This window comes from Kribbella sp. NPDC050124, assembly GCF_044460355.1.
GTDB lineage: Bacteria > Actinomycetota > Actinomycetes > Propionibacteriales > Kribbellaceae > Kribbella.
Map to the genome: position 1 here is coordinate 183,165 of NZ_JBITJU010000016.1, position 14,771 is coordinate 197,935.

Sequence of the window (14,771 nt, forward strand, 5' to 3'; positions counted from 1 at the left end):
CCGTTCCATCCGATCAGTGCAAGGATCGGACCGAACGACCGATCCCGGGAGGGCAGATGGCGGAGTACCACGGCAACGTCAAGGTGGGTGGGCCGGTGCAGACCCACGAGCTGGCCGAGCTGATGATCACCAAGGTCGCGGTCGGGCCGATGGACAACAACGCGTACCTGCTGCGTTGCCGCCGTACCGACGAGCAGGTGCTGATCGACGCGGCCAACGACGCCCAGACGCTGCTCAGGCTGATCGGCGACGGCGGGCTCGAGCGGGTCGTCACCACGCACCGGCACCAGGACCACTGGCAGGCGCTCGCCGAGGTGGTGGCCCGGACCAACGCGACCACGGTCGCGGGCCGGTACGACGCCGAGGGCATCGACGTACCGACCGACGAGCTCGTCGACGAGAACGCCACCATCCCGGTCGGCCAGTGCTCACTCCGGGTCATCCACCTCGTCGGCCACACCCCGGGCTCGATCGCCCTGCTGTACGACGACCCCGCCGGGCCACCGCATCTGTTCACCGGCGACTCGCTGTTCCCGGGTGGGGTCGGCAACACCCAGGGCGACGCCGAGCGGTTCACCTCACTGATCAACGACGTCGAGGCCAAGCTCTTCAACCAGCTCCCCGACGAAACCTGGGTCTACCCAGGCCACGGCGCCGACACCACTCTCGGAGACGAGCGCCCCAGCCTCCCGGAGTGGCGGACCCGGGGCTGGTGAGCTTCAGAGCCCAGCGGGCTTCGCTGACCTGGCCGAGGACCGTGGTGGCACCCACAGCACCAGCCAGGTTGGCGGCCTCGTCCGCGAGCGAGTGGGCGTCGTCGAGGCGGCCCTGGGCCCTGGCGACGTACATCAGGCCGACGAGGTTGGCGGCTACGCCCGCGGTGAAGCCAAGAGCACGGCGAATCGCGGTGGACTGCTCCAACAACGCGCGGGCCTCGTCCAGGTCTCCGGCTGTGTGGGCGGCGATGCCGAGGTGCCGCAATGCGTAAGCGAGAGTCAGGTCGTCACCCGACTTCTCGGCCAGCGCCCGCGACACGTTCAACGCCGATACCGCCGGCTTGATGTCGTCGCGGACGACCTGATGGCAGCAGCCGATCCAGAAGAGCGCCTCGGCCTTACCGCGCTCGTCGCCCAGCGCGTTGTACAGCGCCAGCGCGCGCTCGAAGAGCTTCAGCTCACGCGGATCCGCCGCGCGGTTGTCCAGGAACCGCCCGTGCAGGACCTTCCCCCGCGCCAGCACGAGCTCGGCCTCGGCCGCATCCAGCTCCCGATGAGCCTTCGTCAACCCACCGGCTTCCCCGTTGAAGATCGCCCGCTCATACAACTCCCCGGCCAGCCTCACACGTTCGTCCACCCGGCCGATCCTAGGCCTACCGGTCCGTCAGCTCCGCGGGGAGCGCGACGACGTCGACCAGGGCACCGTTACGGATGGCAGTGATCTCGGTACGGCGGTTGATCGCGTCCTCGAACAGGAGGCGCTGCAGCGACTGCGCATCCCGCAGCTGTACGCCGTCGACCGCCAGGACGAGATCGCCTTGCCGCAGACCGGCCTGTGCGGCGGGGCTGCCGGCGATCACCTCGACGACGCGAAGCGCGGTGCGCTGCTCGAAGCGTTCGGCGAGTTGCGGCCGCAATGGCGCCGGCGTCGTCACCAGTCCGACGTACGCGCGACGCACCCGACCGTCATGCAGCAGCGAGTAGATGATCCGCCGGGTGGTCTGGTTCATCGGGACCGCGAGACCGAGGCCGATCCCGGCGACCGCGGTGTTGATGCCGACCACCCGCCCGTTGCCATCGGCAAGCGCTCCGCCGGAGTTGCCCGGGTTCAGCGCCGCGTCGGTCTGGATCACGTCCTCGATCATCCGGGACGCGTTCCCGGTCCGGACCGGCAGCGACCGCCCGAGCGCACTGACCACACCGGCCGTCACGCTCCCGGCCAGGCCCAACGGGTTGCCGACCGCAACCACCAGGTTCCCGACCTTGAGGTGGTCCGCGTCGCCGTACTCCGGCGGATCCGGGATGTCCCGGTCGGACCGCAGTACAGCGAGATCGGACAGCCGGTCGACCCCGACCACCCGCGCCTGGGCCGCCGTACCGTCCGCGAACTCCGCCGTCGCGTGGTCGGCGCCGCCGACGACGTGGGCGTTGGTCAGCAGGTGGCCGTCCTCGGTCAGCACCACGCCGGACCCCGACGAGTCGCCCCGCCGGCCTGAGATCCGCAGGCTCGCCACCCGCGGGATCAGGTGCTCCGCCACGCCCGAGACCACCCGGGAGTAGGCGTCCAGTACATCGTCCCCAGCAGTCTCTTCAGCCATCTCCGCCTCCCGATTACAACATTACGCCGCAAGCAAAGTCTGCTTGCTGTCGAGCCCGGTCTGGTCGTGGTGGGTGAGGCAGACCACAATCCTGACCGATCGGTTGAAAACTGGCCGATCGGTCAGGGAAGCTGGCTGACATGGCAGTCACCACCCCCGCCCGGGAGCGGACCAGGCACGAGATCGTGCGGCAGGCGATGGACCTGTTCCAGGCCAAGGGCTACAACGCGACGTCGCTGCAGGACATCGCGACGGCGGCCGGCTGCTCGAAGGCGACGGTGCTCTACCACTTCCACGGCAAGCCCGCCGTGCTCGCCGCCGTCCTCGAGCCCGCGGCCGTCGACCTCGCCGCGCTGATCCGGACCGTCGACGGGCTGCCGCGGGCGGTGGCACAGGAGATCGCGATCCAGCAGTTCACCGATCTGGCCGTCAAGCACCGCGGGGTGGTCCAGGTCGTCCAGGACATCCTCCCGGTGATCGACGAGATCCCGGAGATCAGCGGCCTGATCACCGACGGCATGCAGCTGTCCGGCTTCCTGGCCGGCAGTGACGACCAACTCGAGCGCGACCTGGCCACGCTTGCCATCAACGGACTCCTCGGCGAGTGCCGGCACCCCGGCGAACGCACCGACGAGGAACTCCGCACCCTCTGCGACACCGCCCTGCGACGGCTGCTCAAGCGCGCCTGACTCCCTTCCCTGCACACGAACGGACGCACTTCCCGATGGCCAATCTGCTGTACCGGCTCGGCCGGTTCTCGTACCAGCGCCGCCGGCTCGTCGCCGCCGTCTGGGCGCTCTTCCTGGTTCTCCTCGGGGTCGGCGCGCTGACCCTCGGCGGCAAGACGACCAACACCTTCTCGATCCCGGGCACCGAGTCGCAGCGCGCGCTCGACGCCCTCAAGACCGAGCTCCCCGCGGCGAGCGGCGCCTCCGCCACCGTGGTGGTCAAGGCACCCGGCGGCAAGACCCTCGCCGACCCGACCGTGAAGGCTGCCGTCGGCGCGACCGTCGCCAAGGTCGCGAAGGTGCCCGAGGTGATCGGCGCGGTCGACCCGTTCACCAGCAAGGCGATCAGCCCGGACGGAACGACCGGCCTGATCAGCGTCCAGTTCGCCAAGCCGGCCGACGAGCTGAGCAAGGACAGCGCCCAGGCGTACGACGCCCTCAGCGGACTCAGCTCCGGGGATCTTCAGGTGATCCCGGGTGGCCAAGTCGCCGGCGGCGTCCCCGAGGTCGGGGCCACTGAGGTGATCGGGGTCGCGGTCGCGGCCGTCGTACTGGTCGTCACGTTCGGGTCGCTCGTGGCTGCCGGGATGACGCTGCTCACGGCGTTGCTCGGCGTACTCGCCGGCATGGCCGGGCTGTTCCTGGTCACCGCGTTCGCGGATGTGTCGTCGACGGCGCCGATCCTGGCGCTGATGCTGGGGCTCGCAGTCGGGATCGATTATGCGCTGTTCATCAGCTCGCGGCACCGGACTCAGCTCGCCGAGGGCATGGACGAGGAGGAATCCGTCGGCCGCGCGACCGCGACCGCGGGATCGGCGGTGCTGTTCGCCGGTGCGACGGTGGTGATCGCACTGGCTGGGCTGAGTGTGGTCGGCGTGCCGTTCCTGACCGCGATGGGCTTGGCGGCCGCGGCGACGGTGCTGACCGCCGTACTGGTGGCGTTGACGCTGCTGCCGGCGTTGCTCGGGTTCGTGGGCAAGCGGGTACTGCCGCGGAAGTTGCGGAAGGCACCGACCGCGCCGGCGGCCGAAGGGTTCGGCTTCCGGTGGGGCCGGTTCACCACGCGCTTCCGGGTGCCGATCGTTGTCCTCGGCATCATCGGGCTCGGGGTGCTGTCGATCCCTGTGAAGGACATGCGGCTGGCGCTGCCGGACGGAGCCTCGGCGGCAGCCGGCACCAACCAGCGCGTCGCATACGACCTCACCGCTGCCGCCTTCGGACCGGGCGCCAACGGGCCGCTGGTGGTCGTCGTCAAGAGCAACAATGCCGAGGCCGTCGTTCAACAGGTCCTCGCGAAGACGCAGGGGCTGCCGGACGTCGTCGCGGCGCAGACCGGTCCGGCGAGCGCCGACGGTACGACGCGACTGCTGCAAGTGATCCCGGCCAGCGGACCGGCGACCGAGCAGACCGCGGACCTGGTCAAGAACCTGCGGTCCGCGATCCAGCCGCTCGCCACCGGTGACACGACGATCTCCGTGACGGGCAACACCGCTGTCGGGGTCGACGTGTCCAACAAGCTCTCCGACGCGTTGCCGACGTACCTGCTGGTGGTCATCGGACTGTCGTTCCTGCTGCTGCTTCTGGCGTTCCGGTCGTTGCTGGTGCCGTTGAAGGCGACGCTCGGGTTCGTGCTGACGATCGGGGCGACGTTCGGGATCACGGTCGCGGTGTTCCAGCAGGGCTGGGGTGCTTCGCTGCTCGGCGTGGACTCCCCCGGGCCGCTGGTCAGCTTCCTGCCGATCATCATGATGGGCGTGCTGTTCGGGCTGGCGATGGACTACGAGGTCTTCATCGTGTCCCGAGTCCGAGAGGAGTTCGTGCACGGCAAGCACGCCACCGAGGCCACCGTCGAAGGCCTCGGCCACGGCGCCCGCGTGGTCACGGCGGCCGCCCTGATCATGGCCTCCGTCTTCGCCGGCTTCATCTTCGTGCACGACCCGATCATCAAAGCCATCGGCTTCGGCCTCACGATCGGCGTCCTGGTCGACGCCTTCATCGTCCGCATGACCCTCGTCCCCGCCGTCCTCAGCCTCCTCGGCGACCGAGCCTGGTGGTTCCCCCAGTGGCTGGACCGCCTCACCCCCAAGGTCGACATCGAAGGCGAATCCCTGCGCGTCGACGACAAGCCGTCGCCTAGCGAGCTAGCCGACGTTCACTGACCGCTCCGAGGGGCATCGGCGCAGCCAATGCCCCTCACCGCAGCAGACTGGACGCATCACCCACGCGGTACGGCGCGTAGTTTTCGGGATCGATCCCCACTCGACCCGCCAGAACCGAGCTTGGAATGACATAAACGCTGCCGTCGCCAAGCAGGATAAAGAACAAGTCGAGCGAACCAGGGTCATAAGGCATCTTGCCTGCGGACTTGTCGAGTACGTACGGGCGCCGGCCCACACCGACCATCCACCGCCCCTTGCCATTGCGTGATGCACACGTCTTCACCTGCACGCGTTGAATGCCCTTGGCCGTCGTCACCAGCAGGTCATACTCCTGGGGCTCCACCGGGAGCGCCACAGCACACCCACGCAACGCGAACCAGGTCATCGCCAGTGTCGGCGCCGCCGTTCGGAGCATCTTCGGCTGAATCGGCTCGTTGAAGACCTCTCTCGCCGGTGCCGGACCATCCGGTTTCTTCAGATGTGTGCAGTCCAGACCGAGCCGTACGGCATGCCCCTTGACCCGAACCCGGTTCTCGCCGTTGTCGATGACACCGAGGCCGTCGAGCACCTCTGCCCAGCACGTCGAGCCGAGCAACACCGCGCGCAGCTGACCATCCGACCACCTACGTTGGCCGGTGAAATGCGTTGTATCCAGTTCGAGACGAGTCGCGTGCCGCTTGATCGTGCGGATCACGCCGGCAGACGTTCCCTTCAATCCCAACGCGCGCGCCACAGCACGCCACGACGGGCTGTCCGCCACCGCCTGACGGAGTTGGTCGTCGTTCCAGGTTCGTCTGTCCCCCAGGGTCTTCATGGGGACAAACGTAAAGAGGGGCACCGACAGAATCGGTGCCCCTCGTGCGGGTCGGGCTGCCGAGATTTGAACTCGGGATCTCCGGCCCCCCAGGCCGGCGCCCTAACCAAACTAGGCCACAGCCCGCAGACTCGCCCCGGGAGGCGAACCGGGGTAAACCTTACCCCATCCACCGGGGTGCTCTGACCAGGACCCCGGTCAGCGCTTCTTGTTCTTTTGGCGGGCTCGGATCTGGACGTGGACGGGGCTGCCGACGAAGCCGAAGTCTTCGCGGAGGCGGCGTTCGATGAAGCGTTGGTAGGAGGGTTCGATGGCGCCGGAGGTGAAGATGGCGAAGGTGGGCGGCATCGTGGTGGCCTGGGTGCCGAAGAGGATCTTCGGCTGCTTGCCGGACCGGACCGGGTGCGGGTGGGCGGCGACCAGGCGGCCGAGGAAGGCGTTCAGCTGGCCGGTCGGGACGCGGGTCTGCCAGCCCTCCAGCGCCGCCTCGATAGCGGGCACCAGCTTCTCCATGTGGCGGCCGGTGAGCGCGCTGATGTTCACCCGCGGCGCCCAGCGGAACTGCACCAGGTCACGGTCGATCTCGCGCTCCAGGTAGTAGCGCCGGTCCTCGTCGACCAGGTCCCACTTGTTGTACGCGATCACCAGCGCCTTGCCGGCCTCCTCGACCGCGTTCATGATCCGGATGTCCTGCTCGGACATCACCTCGGAGGCGTCGATGACCACGACGACCACCTCGGCGCGCTCAATCGCCGCATTGGTTCGCAGCGAGGCGTAGTACTCGTGGCCGCTGGCGTTCTTCACCTTCCGCCGGATGCCGGCCGTGTCGATGAACCGCCACTCCTGGCCGCCGAGCGTGATCAGCTCGTCCACCGGGTCGACCGTCGTACCGGCGACGTCGCTGACGACGACGCGGTCCTCCTTGGCGACCTTGTTCAACAGCGAGGACTTGCCCACGTTCGGCTTGCCGACGATCGCGATCCGGCGCGGCCCGCCGGCCTCGGCGTCCCGCTCCGGCGGCGCCTCCGGCAGTGCGGCGAGTACGGCGTCCAGCATGTCGCCGGTGCCTCGGCCGTGCATCGCCGACACCGGGAACGGCTCGCCGATGCCGAGGCTCCACAGGTTCATCGCCTCGGACTCGACCCGCTGGTCGTCGACCTTGTTCGCGGCGAGTACGACCGGCTTGCCGGACTTCCGCAGTACCCGGACGACCGCCTCGTCGGCGTCGGTGATGCCGACCGTGGCGTCCACCACGAACAGCACCGCGTCGGCGGCGTTGATGGCGACCTCGGCCTGGGCGGCGACCAGCGCGGCCATCCCGACCGCGTCCGGGTCCCAGCCGCCGGTGTCGACGACCGTGAAGCCGCGGCCGGCCCAGTTGGCGTCGTACGAGACCCGGTCCCGGGTGACGCCCGGGGTGTCCTCGACGACCGCCTCGCGGCGACCGATGATGCGGTTCACCAGCGTGGACTTGCCCACGTTCGGCCGGCCGACGATCGCGAGCACGGGCAGCGGGCCGGTGTCCTCACGCTCGTGGGTGGGCTCGGCAAAGTCGTAGCCGGTGGGCAGGTCACTCATCAGGATCCTTCACGTCTGGCGCGCCCGGGAGCGGGTGGCCGGTGGCTTCGACGGCCGCCCTGACATGAGCCCGCAGCACGTCGCCGATCTGGTCGGCAACCGCCCGTACGTCGGAATGCCTCCTCGGAAAGGGTACGCGGTCGATCGTGAAGGGCTCGCCATAGACCACGTCGATCCGGCTTCCGGCCGGTGGAAAGGCCTCCACGGAGCCGTGCGGCAGCCTGGTCCCGAGCAGCGCCACCGGCAGGATCGGCGCGCCGGTCACCATCGCCAGGTACGCCACGCCGGTCCGGATCCGGCCGAAGTCACCGGCGCCGCGGGTGCCCTCCGGGTAGATGTTCAGCACCCGCCCGTCGCGCAGCACCTGGATGGACTGCCGGATCGCGCGGACGTCGTACGCCGACCGGTCGACCGGGATCTGGCCGATCCGCCGCAGGAAGCGCCCCTGGAGCCCGCCGAACGCCTCGATCTTGCCGAGTTGGTGCAGCATCCGGGGCGCGATCGCGCCCAGCAGCGGTCCGTCGAGCAGGCTCAAGTGGTTCGGGGACATCAGCACCGAACCGGTCCGCGGGAACAAGTCCTCGTGATGGACAGTCAGCCGGTACTTGCGCTGGAAATACGGTTTGGCGAACCTGCGAGCCGGCAGCGCGAGCCGATACGGCAGCCGGGGCAGGTCATCGGTCCGGGGCAGCTCCAGGTGCCCGGTCAATTCAGCTGTCATGACTCCCTGTCGCGAGGGGCGGCCTCGGCCTCCTTCGCGAGTCTGCTGATCACGTCGATGACCTCCTCCAGGGACAGATGGGTCGAGTCGATGGTGACCGCGCCGTCCGAGGCCACCAGGAACTGCGAGACGGTGGCGTCGTCGGCGTCGCGGCGGACGATCTGGTCCCGCAGTTGCTCGGCGGTGACCGCGCCGGCCGCCAGCTCGGCGCCGCGGCGCTCCATCCGGGCGTCCTGGTCGGCGGTCAGGTGCACCTTCAGCTCCGAATCCGGGGCGACCACGGTGGCGATGTCGCGGCCCTCGACCACGATCCCGCCGGTCGGCTGAGCGTCGTCGATGATGGCCCGCTGGCGCCGGATCAGCTCCTTGCGGACGTCCAGGTTCGTGGCGATCTTGCTGACGCTCTCGCTGATCCGCGGCTCCCGGATCGCGCCCGTCACGTCGATGTCGTCGGCGATCACATACTGCTTGCCGGGATCGGTGCTGACCTCCAGCCGGAGCTGACGCGCCCGCTCAGCCACGACGGCCGTGTCGTCCAGATCGAGGTCGTGCTCGAGCGCCGACCACGTCACCGCGCGGTACGTCGCACCGGTGTCGAGGTACCGCAGCCCCAGTCTGGTGGCGACACCTCGGGCGGTGCTCGACTTGCCGGACCCGCTCGGGCCGTCCACAGCGATGATCATGGCCCAGAGATTACCCGCGCCCGGGGACAATCCAGGACGCAAGCCCGGACGCAAGCCCCGACGCAAGGCCGTGCCTACCGGTGTACCACCCAGCCACGCTCGGTCAGTACGGCGACCAACTGGTCGACGGACCCGGGTTTGACGGCCAGCTCGACCTCACCGACCGGGCGGCCCGGGCTGTGGTCGATACGCAGGTCCTCGACGTTGGCCCCGGACTCGGCGGCGTCCGCGAACAGCCGGGCCAGCTGCCCCGGCCGGTCGGGAATGGTGACGAGCACGGAGACCAGGTCGATGTGCGGGGCGCCGTGCTTGCCCGGCACCCGGACCGCGCCGGAGACGCCCAGGCCGAGGATCGAGGTCAGCTCCTCACCGGCCTCTTCCTTGCCCAAGGCAACCAGGACCCGGTCGAGCTCGCCGCGGATCTGCTCCAGCAGGCCGGTCAGGGCGGACGAGTTGGCGGACACGATCTGGGTCCACAGCTTCGGGTCGCCGGCCGCGATCCGGGTCACGTCCCGGACGCCCTGCCCGGACAGCTGCAGGTGCGAGTCCGGCGCGTCCGCGAGCGTCCCGGCGGCGAGGGCCGACATCAGGTGCGGCAGGTGCGACACCCGGGCAACTGCGAGGTCGTGGTCCTCGACCGACAGCTCCACTGTCCGTGCACCGGACGCCTCGGCGAGTCGCCGTACCAGCTCGATGGCCTCCGGCGCGCTGGTCTCGTGCGGGGTGATGGCCCAGGTCGCGCCGTCGAACAGGTCCGCGCGGGCGGCGAGCGGCCCATTGCGCTCGGACCCTGCCATCGGGTGACTGCCGACGTACCGGCTGAGGTCGGAAGTCAGCCGGCGCGCATCGGCAAGCGGCTTGGACTTCACGCTCGCCGCGTCGGTGACGATCGCGTCGGTCTGCTCGAGCTGCTCGGCGACCACGCGGCCGATGTGATCCGGCGGTACGGCGACCACCACGAGCTGCGGCTCGATCTCGACCAGGCGGGAGCCGGCACCGATCCGCTCGGCCATCAGCGCGTTATCGGGGTCCGCATCGACCAGCTCCACGACCACGCCCAGCCGGCCCAGCGCGAGTCCGATCGACGTGCCGATGAGTCCGGCGCCGACGATCCGGACCGGCCCGCGCAGCTCGGTCACGAGGCCCTCACTGGGCGCCAGTCAGGTCTGGACGGAGCGCAACGGCGCCGTGCAGGTAGACGTGCTGAATCTTCTCCCGCGACCGCGGCGTCTCCGCGTGCACCATCATCCGCACCACCCGCGGCAGCGCGTGCGGCACGTCGATCTCCTGCATGCACATCAGCGGTACGTCGGTCAGCCCGATCTGACGGCCCGCCACCGCCGGAAACTCCGACCGCAGGTCCGGCGTGACGGTGAACAGGATGCTGATCAGGTCCTCGTGGCCCAGATCATTCGCCTCCAGGACCGCCTTCACCAGCTCGGCGGACCGCTCGAGCAGGTGCTCGCGCTCGTCCACCTCCAGCTGGGTGGCACCCCGGATCGCCCGTACCGCCACGTGCCCGCCTCCTTGGTCGTCTAGGCCCAACCCTAGGACAGTCCCGCCAAAGCGCGGACACGCGTCTCGGATTGCGTGCTCGCAAGGACACCGCCTCCCGCGGCGCCACGCGCCCCCCAGCGCCAATCACCTCCGGCCACAACTCGACTCCGCCCGCCGCCGAATGCGGCCAGAACAACAGCCACGGCCGATGGACGCGTGCATCCCGGAACACCTTCCCGTCGCCGATCACCTCCAGCGCGGGACCAACTCCGACCGGCGCATGCGGGAACGTCGCGACACACAACAGTCACCCGAACCCGAGTCGTGCCCTAGCCCCCCGCCACGTTCGAGGGGATCTCCCCTCGGATGCTGCCTTCTCCCCTCTCATACGAGGGGAGAAGGCAGCGCGTCAGGGGATATCCCCCGGAATGCCCACTGCCGGTTGGTGGTGCCCAGGTTCGGCGCGGAGCCCATAGGCCGGTCCCTGCGAGTGTCCAGAACACCTTCCCGAGCCGACCACCTTCAGCCGAACCGCGGCTTGGCGCGCCGCCGAAGGTGGCCAAGTGGGCCGGACACCGCCTTCGCGGCTGGTCATCGGCAGGGACCGCCGCCGTGCGCGAGCTGGTGACCCAGGGGAAAATCGGCGAGCCACCGGAACGCGCTGGTGTCGGCGATGTCGCCGAGTCGTCGATTTCGGCTGTCTGGCGGGCGGATCTGCAACCGAATTCCACAACTCGGCGAACCAACCTCCGGTCGTGCGGCGGCGTGGCCGGGATGGGGAGGATTCCTGGGCGATTCGGGTGGGCAATGCTCCCCAGCGTCGGCATCCGATTGCCGCTCCAGGTTGCCCGTAGCCGATCACCTCGTCCGTCGCCGACGACCTCAACTCGGCTCGGCGCGTCGCCGAAGGCGGCCGGACGAACAGCCGCGGCCGGAGGCAGTGTCCTTCCCGGAAGCATCTCCCTCGGGCGATCAGGTCGGGTTACAGGCGTTCGGCTGCGTCGACGGTTTGTTCGAGGAGGAGGGCGATCGTCATCGGGCCGACGCCGCCGGGTACCGGGGTCACCAGGCTCGCCACGGCGGCTGCCTCGTCGAAGTGGACGTCGCCGACGTTGCCCTCGTTGTAGCCGGCGTCGACCACCACCGCGCCGGGCTTCAGCCAGTCACCGCGGACGAAGTTCGGCTTGCCGACCGCCGCCACCACGATGTCGGCGGTCCGGACGATCTCCGGGAGGTTCGTGGTCCGCGAGTGGGTGTAGGTGACGGTGGCGTTGGATGCCAGCAGCAACATCCCGGCCGGCTTGCCGAGGATCGGGCTGCGGCCGATGACGACCGCGTGCGCTCCGGCGAGCGGTACGTCGTACGCCTCGAGCAGCCGCAGGATGCCGCCCGGCGTGCAGGACCGGAACCCGGGCTCGCCGAACGCCATCGCGGCAAACGCGTGCATGGTCACCCCGTCGACATCCTTGGCCGGGTCGATCGCCTCGAACGCGGCCCGCTCGTCGATGTGCCCCGGCACCGGGTGCTGCAGCAGGATCCCGTGCACCTCCGGGTCGCCGGACAGCTTCTGCAGCTCGGCGACAAGCGACTCGGTCGTGGTCTCGGCGGGCAGGACGACGCTGCGCGACCCGATGCCGGCCTTCTTACACCGGTTCTGCTTCATCCGGACGTACGTCGCCGACGCGGGGTCGTCGCCCACCAGCACAGTCGCGAGGGTCGGCTGGACTCCGGTCTGCTCCTGCAGGACCCGGGCACGGTCGGCGGCCTTCGCCACCATCTCGGCGGCCAGGTCGGTGCCGATCATCAGGTTGGTCATACGGCGCGCTCCTTCGGGCGTCGACATCAGGTCGGGTGCCCAGGCGCGCGGCTCAGCCGGTTCTCCGGCGGACCGTTCCCCGGTGGTTCTCCACCTCAACGCCAGTCGCGGTCCGCCGTTCAGCCTACGCGATGAACCAGGACCGGCACTCCGCCAGCCCGCTGACCTCGACCCGGCCGGCAGGCTGCCAGTTCTCCCGGGTGAGCCGGAGCCGGTCCGAAATCACTGGCCGGCCGTCCAGCACGTCCCGCGAGATCCCGTCCGGCTGGTACCCCAGCTTCCGGGACACGCCCTGCGAGCCTGCGTTGTCCTGGAACACCTCTGTCAGCGCCGCGACCGCGTCCAGCCCCTCGAACGCGAGATGCAGCAGCGCACGGCGCGCCTCGGTGCCGAAGCCTTGGGCATGGTGCGGCAGACCGAGCCAGGACCACGTCTTCACCTCCCGGAGAATGGCGAAGTCCTGGGCCCGCAGCGCGACCATCCCGATCGGCGTTCCCTCCCTGAACACACCGAGCTGCAGCGCCCAGTCCTGCGCACTCCACGAGGACAGCGAGCCCCAGTACCCCTGCATCACGCCCCGGGCTCGCTCGGCGGGCGGCGCATCCGTCCAAGGGGTCAGGAACGGCCGCTCCCCTGGCTTGTGCACCCCGCTGGCCGCGACGTCGGCCAGGTCGGCGAGCTCTTCCTCATCGGGCTGGCGGAGGACGAGGCGCTCGGTGGTCAGCCGGAGGCGGCGCAGCGGCCAGTGGTCGATCAGCACCGGGCCATCCTCTGGCCCGGTGCGATCGCGGGCAACCTAATTCCCGGCCCGGTGCACAATCACCTCGTGCACCCGCGGCTGTACGGCGCCGGCCGCCCACGCGATCCGGATCCCCTCGATCGTGGTAGCCGGCAGCTGCACCGGGCTGTAGGGCTGCTTCACCGGTCCAACGTCCTGCCAGCCGGCGCTCGTCCGGACCTCGACTCGCCCTGCCGCAGCCGAGCCCTCAGCTTGCAGCACCGTGATCCGGTCGGCTGACGTTGGCGACGACAGTTCGACGGTCAGCGCGTCCGACGCGGTTGGTGCGCTGCCCGCGACGTACGCCGTACCGACGTTGCCGTCGACCGCATCGGACAACGACGACCCTTCGGCGGGCGCCGGCGTACCTGTTGCCGTGAGCACCAACTCGGAGCCGTCGGTGACCTGGACGGCGAACTCCCGGACCACCAGCCAGAACGAAGGATTGTCGACAATCGCACGATAGCGGACGTAGCGGGCGGTCACGGCGGCGGTGAAGCGCACCTCGGCCGTGGTCGCCCGGGTGAGCTCAGTCCAGCTGGAGCCGTCGGTCGAGTACTCCAGCACGCCGGAGTGGATGTAGTCGTTCGGGCTGCCCGACTTCCCCATCAGTACGGCGACGTCGCCGATCGCCCGGGCCGTGCCGAGGTCGACGCGGATCTCATCCCCGGCGACGGGAGCGCCGTTGCTCCAGAAGTACGTCGACTCGTCGCCGTCGACCATTCGATCGGGGACGTTCTCGGCGTACGTGCCCTGCGAGCTGGACGCCGTACGTCCGGGCTCGATGCCCATCCACTGGTCGTGCACCCGGCCGGCCTCGGCGAGGAACGCGTCGGCGACACCCTCACCGATGCGCGGGTAGGTGTTGGAATGCGGCAGCCGGACGTCCCGGATGTCCTTGGCCTGGGCAACCAGTGCGTCGATGCGCTGCCGGCTCGCCCAGGCGGCCGCACCGTTGCCATCGGCCACCTCGTCGAGCAGTCGCAGCGACCGCCGGAGCGCCTGACCCCACAACACCGTCGCATCGAGCCACGCCTTCGCCTCGTCGGCGAAGGCCGGATCCTCCACTCCCGCCCTGAGCTGCGCGGGTGCCTTCTCGATCGCGTTGAAGTAGGGCTCGAGCGCCGCGATCGCCTCCTCCTGGTCGCCAGCTGCCCAGGTCTTCCAGAACGCCGCGGTCCGGGCGGCCAGCACCGGCGCCTTCTCCGGATGCAGCGTCGAGTCGTACGTGTTCAGGTCGGCGAAGACGTCGAGCGCCGCGATCGTCATGCGGTCTCCCCCGGCGCGCTCGGCGATCGCCCGGTGCCAGGAGGCCTGTTCGTCGTACTTGGCCGGGTTCCACCCGAGCTCGGCGAACGAGTACAGCGCGAGCTTGCTGACCGCGGCCTGGTTCATCGGGTTCGAGATCGCGCCGGCGACGTGCTGCGCGATACCGGGTTCGCGGCCGCTGTAGTCGGCCAGCGGGATCCGGCCGGCCAGGTAGTCGTTGACCGGGTAGTTGTCCCAGATCAGGATGTCGTGCCCGAACACCGCCTTCGCCTGGGCCGCTTGTGCGGTCGTGATCGTGCGCGGGATGACGCCGATCCCGGTCCAGTGCACGACCACCGCGCTGTCCAGCCGCTCCCGCAGCGCCCTTCTTGTACGGCGTTTCCGACACGTTGTAGTACTCGGTCGGGACCATCT

14 protein-coding genes, 1 tRNA gene and 1 riboswitch are annotated in these 14,771 nt (G+C 69.6%); of the genes, 3 read left to right on the plus strand and 12 right to left on the minus strand.

The genetic code is table 11. The features are described 5' to 3' along the window. The first annotated feature begins 56 nt into the window (after positions 1-56). Positions 57-716, plus strand: a complete 660-nt coding sequence (locus ACIBL3_RS31040) for an MBL fold metallo-hydrolase (protein ID WP_396357286.1) — start codon at positions 57-59, stop codon at positions 714-716. Here the strand turns inward: ACIBL3_RS31040 and ACIBL3_RS31045 are convergent. Continuing rightward, the gene (locus ACIBL3_RS31045; RefSeq protein ID WP_396357287.1) at positions 610-1,353 is read right to left on the minus strand and encodes a tetratricopeptide repeat protein; all 744 of its coding nucleotides are present in this window, start codon (positions 1,351-1,353) and stop codon (positions 610-612) included. The genes ACIBL3_RS31040 and ACIBL3_RS31045 overlap by 107 nt on opposite strands. Positions 1,354-1,369: 16 nt before the next feature. After that, a complete protein-coding gene (locus ACIBL3_RS31050) occupies positions 1,370-2,314 on the minus strand; it encodes a S1C family serine protease (protein ID WP_396357288.1) in 945 nt (314 codons plus the stop codon). A 140-nt stretch (positions 2,315-2,454) separates the two neighbouring features. Between ACIBL3_RS31050 and ACIBL3_RS31055 the strand changes: the two genes are divergently transcribed. Together ACIBL3_RS31055 and ACIBL3_RS31060 are read left to right on the plus strand one after the other, a co-directional pair. Beyond that, positions 2,455-3,003, plus strand: a complete 549-nt coding sequence (locus ACIBL3_RS31055; RefSeq protein WP_396357289.1) for a TetR/AcrR family transcriptional regulator — start codon at positions 2,455-2,457, stop codon at positions 3,001-3,003. A 35-nt stretch (positions 3,004-3,038) separates the two neighbouring features. Beyond that, positions 3,039-5,201 carry an MMPL family transporter gene (locus tag ACIBL3_RS31060; RefSeq protein ID WP_396357290.1) on the plus strand — a complete coding sequence of 721 codons (2,163 nt, stop codon included), beginning with the start codon at positions 3,039-3,041 and terminating at the stop codon, positions 5,199-5,201. A 34-nt stretch (positions 5,202-5,235) separates the two neighbouring features. On the opposite strand, the gene ACIBL3_RS31065 is transcribed toward ACIBL3_RS31060, so the two are convergent. The 10 genes from ACIBL3_RS31065 to ACIBL3_RS31110 all read right to left on the minus strand — a co-directional run bounded on the left by ACIBL3_RS31065 (position 5,236) and on the right by ACIBL3_RS31110 (position 14,693). After that, positions 5,236-6,015, minus strand: a complete 780-nt coding sequence (locus ACIBL3_RS31065) for a group I intron-associated PD-(D/E)XK endonuclease (RefSeq protein WP_396357291.1) — start codon at positions 6,013-6,015, stop codon at positions 5,236-5,238. Positions 6,016-6,066: 51 nt separating this feature from the next. Then, positions 6,067-6,141, minus strand: a tRNA-Pro gene (locus ACIBL3_RS31070). Positions 6,142-6,213: 72 nt separating this feature from the next. Continuing rightward, entirely contained in the window at positions 6,214-7,593 is a 1,380-nt protein-coding gene (der, locus tag ACIBL3_RS31075; RefSeq protein WP_396357292.1) for a ribosome biogenesis GTPase Der, read from the minus strand. Beyond that, positions 7,586-8,314: a lysophospholipid acyltransferase family protein gene (locus ACIBL3_RS31080; RefSeq protein ID WP_396357293.1), complete on the minus strand. Its 729-nt coding sequence runs from the start codon at positions 8,312-8,314 to the stop codon at positions 7,586-7,588. Before ACIBL3_RS31080 ends, der begins: the two co-directional genes overlap by 8 nt. Beyond that, positions 8,311-8,997: a (d)CMP kinase gene (gene cmk, locus ACIBL3_RS31085; RefSeq protein WP_396357294.1), complete on the minus strand. Its 687-nt coding sequence runs from the start codon at positions 8,995-8,997 to the stop codon at positions 8,311-8,313. Before cmk ends, ACIBL3_RS31080 begins: the two co-directional genes overlap by 4 nt. Before the next feature lie 74 nt (positions 8,998-9,071). Beyond that, positions 9,072-10,136, minus strand: a complete 1,065-nt coding sequence (locus ACIBL3_RS31090) for a prephenate dehydrogenase (RefSeq protein WP_396357295.1) — start codon at positions 10,134-10,136, stop codon at positions 9,072-9,074. 7 nt (positions 10,137-10,143) lie between these two features. Continuing rightward, a complete protein-coding gene (gene aroH / locus ACIBL3_RS31095) occupies positions 10,144-10,512 on the minus strand; it encodes a chorismate mutase (protein WP_396357296.1) in 369 nt (122 codons plus the stop codon). A 964-nt stretch (positions 10,513-11,476) separates the two neighbouring features. After that, complete coding sequence (locus tag ACIBL3_RS31100; protein ID WP_396357297.1) at positions 11,477-12,310, minus strand: bifunctional 5,10-methylenetetrahydrofolate dehydrogenase/5,10-methenyltetrahydrofolate cyclohydrolase; 834 nt, start codon at positions 12,308-12,310, stop codon at positions 11,477-11,479. Positions 12,311-12,340: 30 nt separating this feature from the next. After that, a riboswitch (ZMP/ZTP riboswitch) is annotated at positions 12,341-12,429 on the minus strand. Between the two features lie 5 nt (positions 12,430-12,434). Continuing rightward, positions 12,435-13,070 (minus strand): GNAT family N-acetyltransferase, encoded by a 636-nt coding sequence (locus ACIBL3_RS31105; RefSeq protein ID WP_396357299.1) that lies wholly within the window; start codon positions 13,068-13,070, stop codon positions 12,435-12,437. Positions 13,071-13,106: 36 nt separating this feature from the next. Beyond that, positions 13,107-14,693: a beta-N-acetylglucosaminidase domain-containing protein gene (locus tag ACIBL3_RS31110; protein WP_396357300.1), complete on the minus strand. Its 1,587-nt coding sequence runs from the start codon at positions 14,691-14,693 to the stop codon at positions 13,107-13,109. Positions 14,694-14,771: the final 78 nt, after the last annotated feature.

What these genes read in the sequence shown, in the direction of transcription:
- ACIBL3_RS31040 (WP_396357286.1), top strand. Translation starts at nt 57, where the DNA reads ATGGCGGAGTACCACGGCAACGTCAAGGTGGGTGGGCCGGTGCAGACC.
- ACIBL3_RS31050 (WP_396357288.1), bottom strand. Translation starts at nt 2,314, where the DNA reads ATGGCTGAAGAGACTGCTGGGGACGATGTACTGGACGCCTACTCCCGG.
- ACIBL3_RS31055 (WP_396357289.1), top strand. Translation starts at nt 2,455, where the DNA reads ATGGCAGTCACCACCCCCGCCCGGGAGCGGACCAGGCACGAGATCGTG.
- ACIBL3_RS31060 (WP_396357290.1), top strand. Translation starts at nt 3,039, where the DNA reads ATGGCCAATCTGCTGTACCGGCTCGGCCGGTTCTCGTACCAGCGCCGC.
- ACIBL3_RS31065 (WP_396357291.1), bottom strand. Translation starts at nt 6,015, where the DNA reads ATGAAGACCCTGGGGGACAGACGAACCTGGAACGACGACCAACTCCGT.
- der (WP_396357292.1), bottom strand. Translation starts at nt 7,593, where the DNA reads ATGAGTGACCTGCCCACCGGCTACGACTTTGCCGAGCCCACCCACGAG.
- ACIBL3_RS31080 (WP_396357293.1), bottom strand. Translation starts at nt 8,314, where the DNA reads ATGACAGCTGAATTGACCGGGCACCTGGAGCTGCCCCGGACCGATGAC.
- cmk (WP_396357294.1), bottom strand. Translation starts at nt 8,997, where the DNA reads ATGATCATCGCTGTGGACGGCCCGAGCGGGTCCGGCAAGTCGAGCACC.
- ACIBL3_RS31100 (WP_396357297.1), bottom strand. Translation starts at nt 12,310, where the DNA reads ATGACCAACCTGATGATCGGCACCGACCTGGCCGCCGAGATGGTGGCG.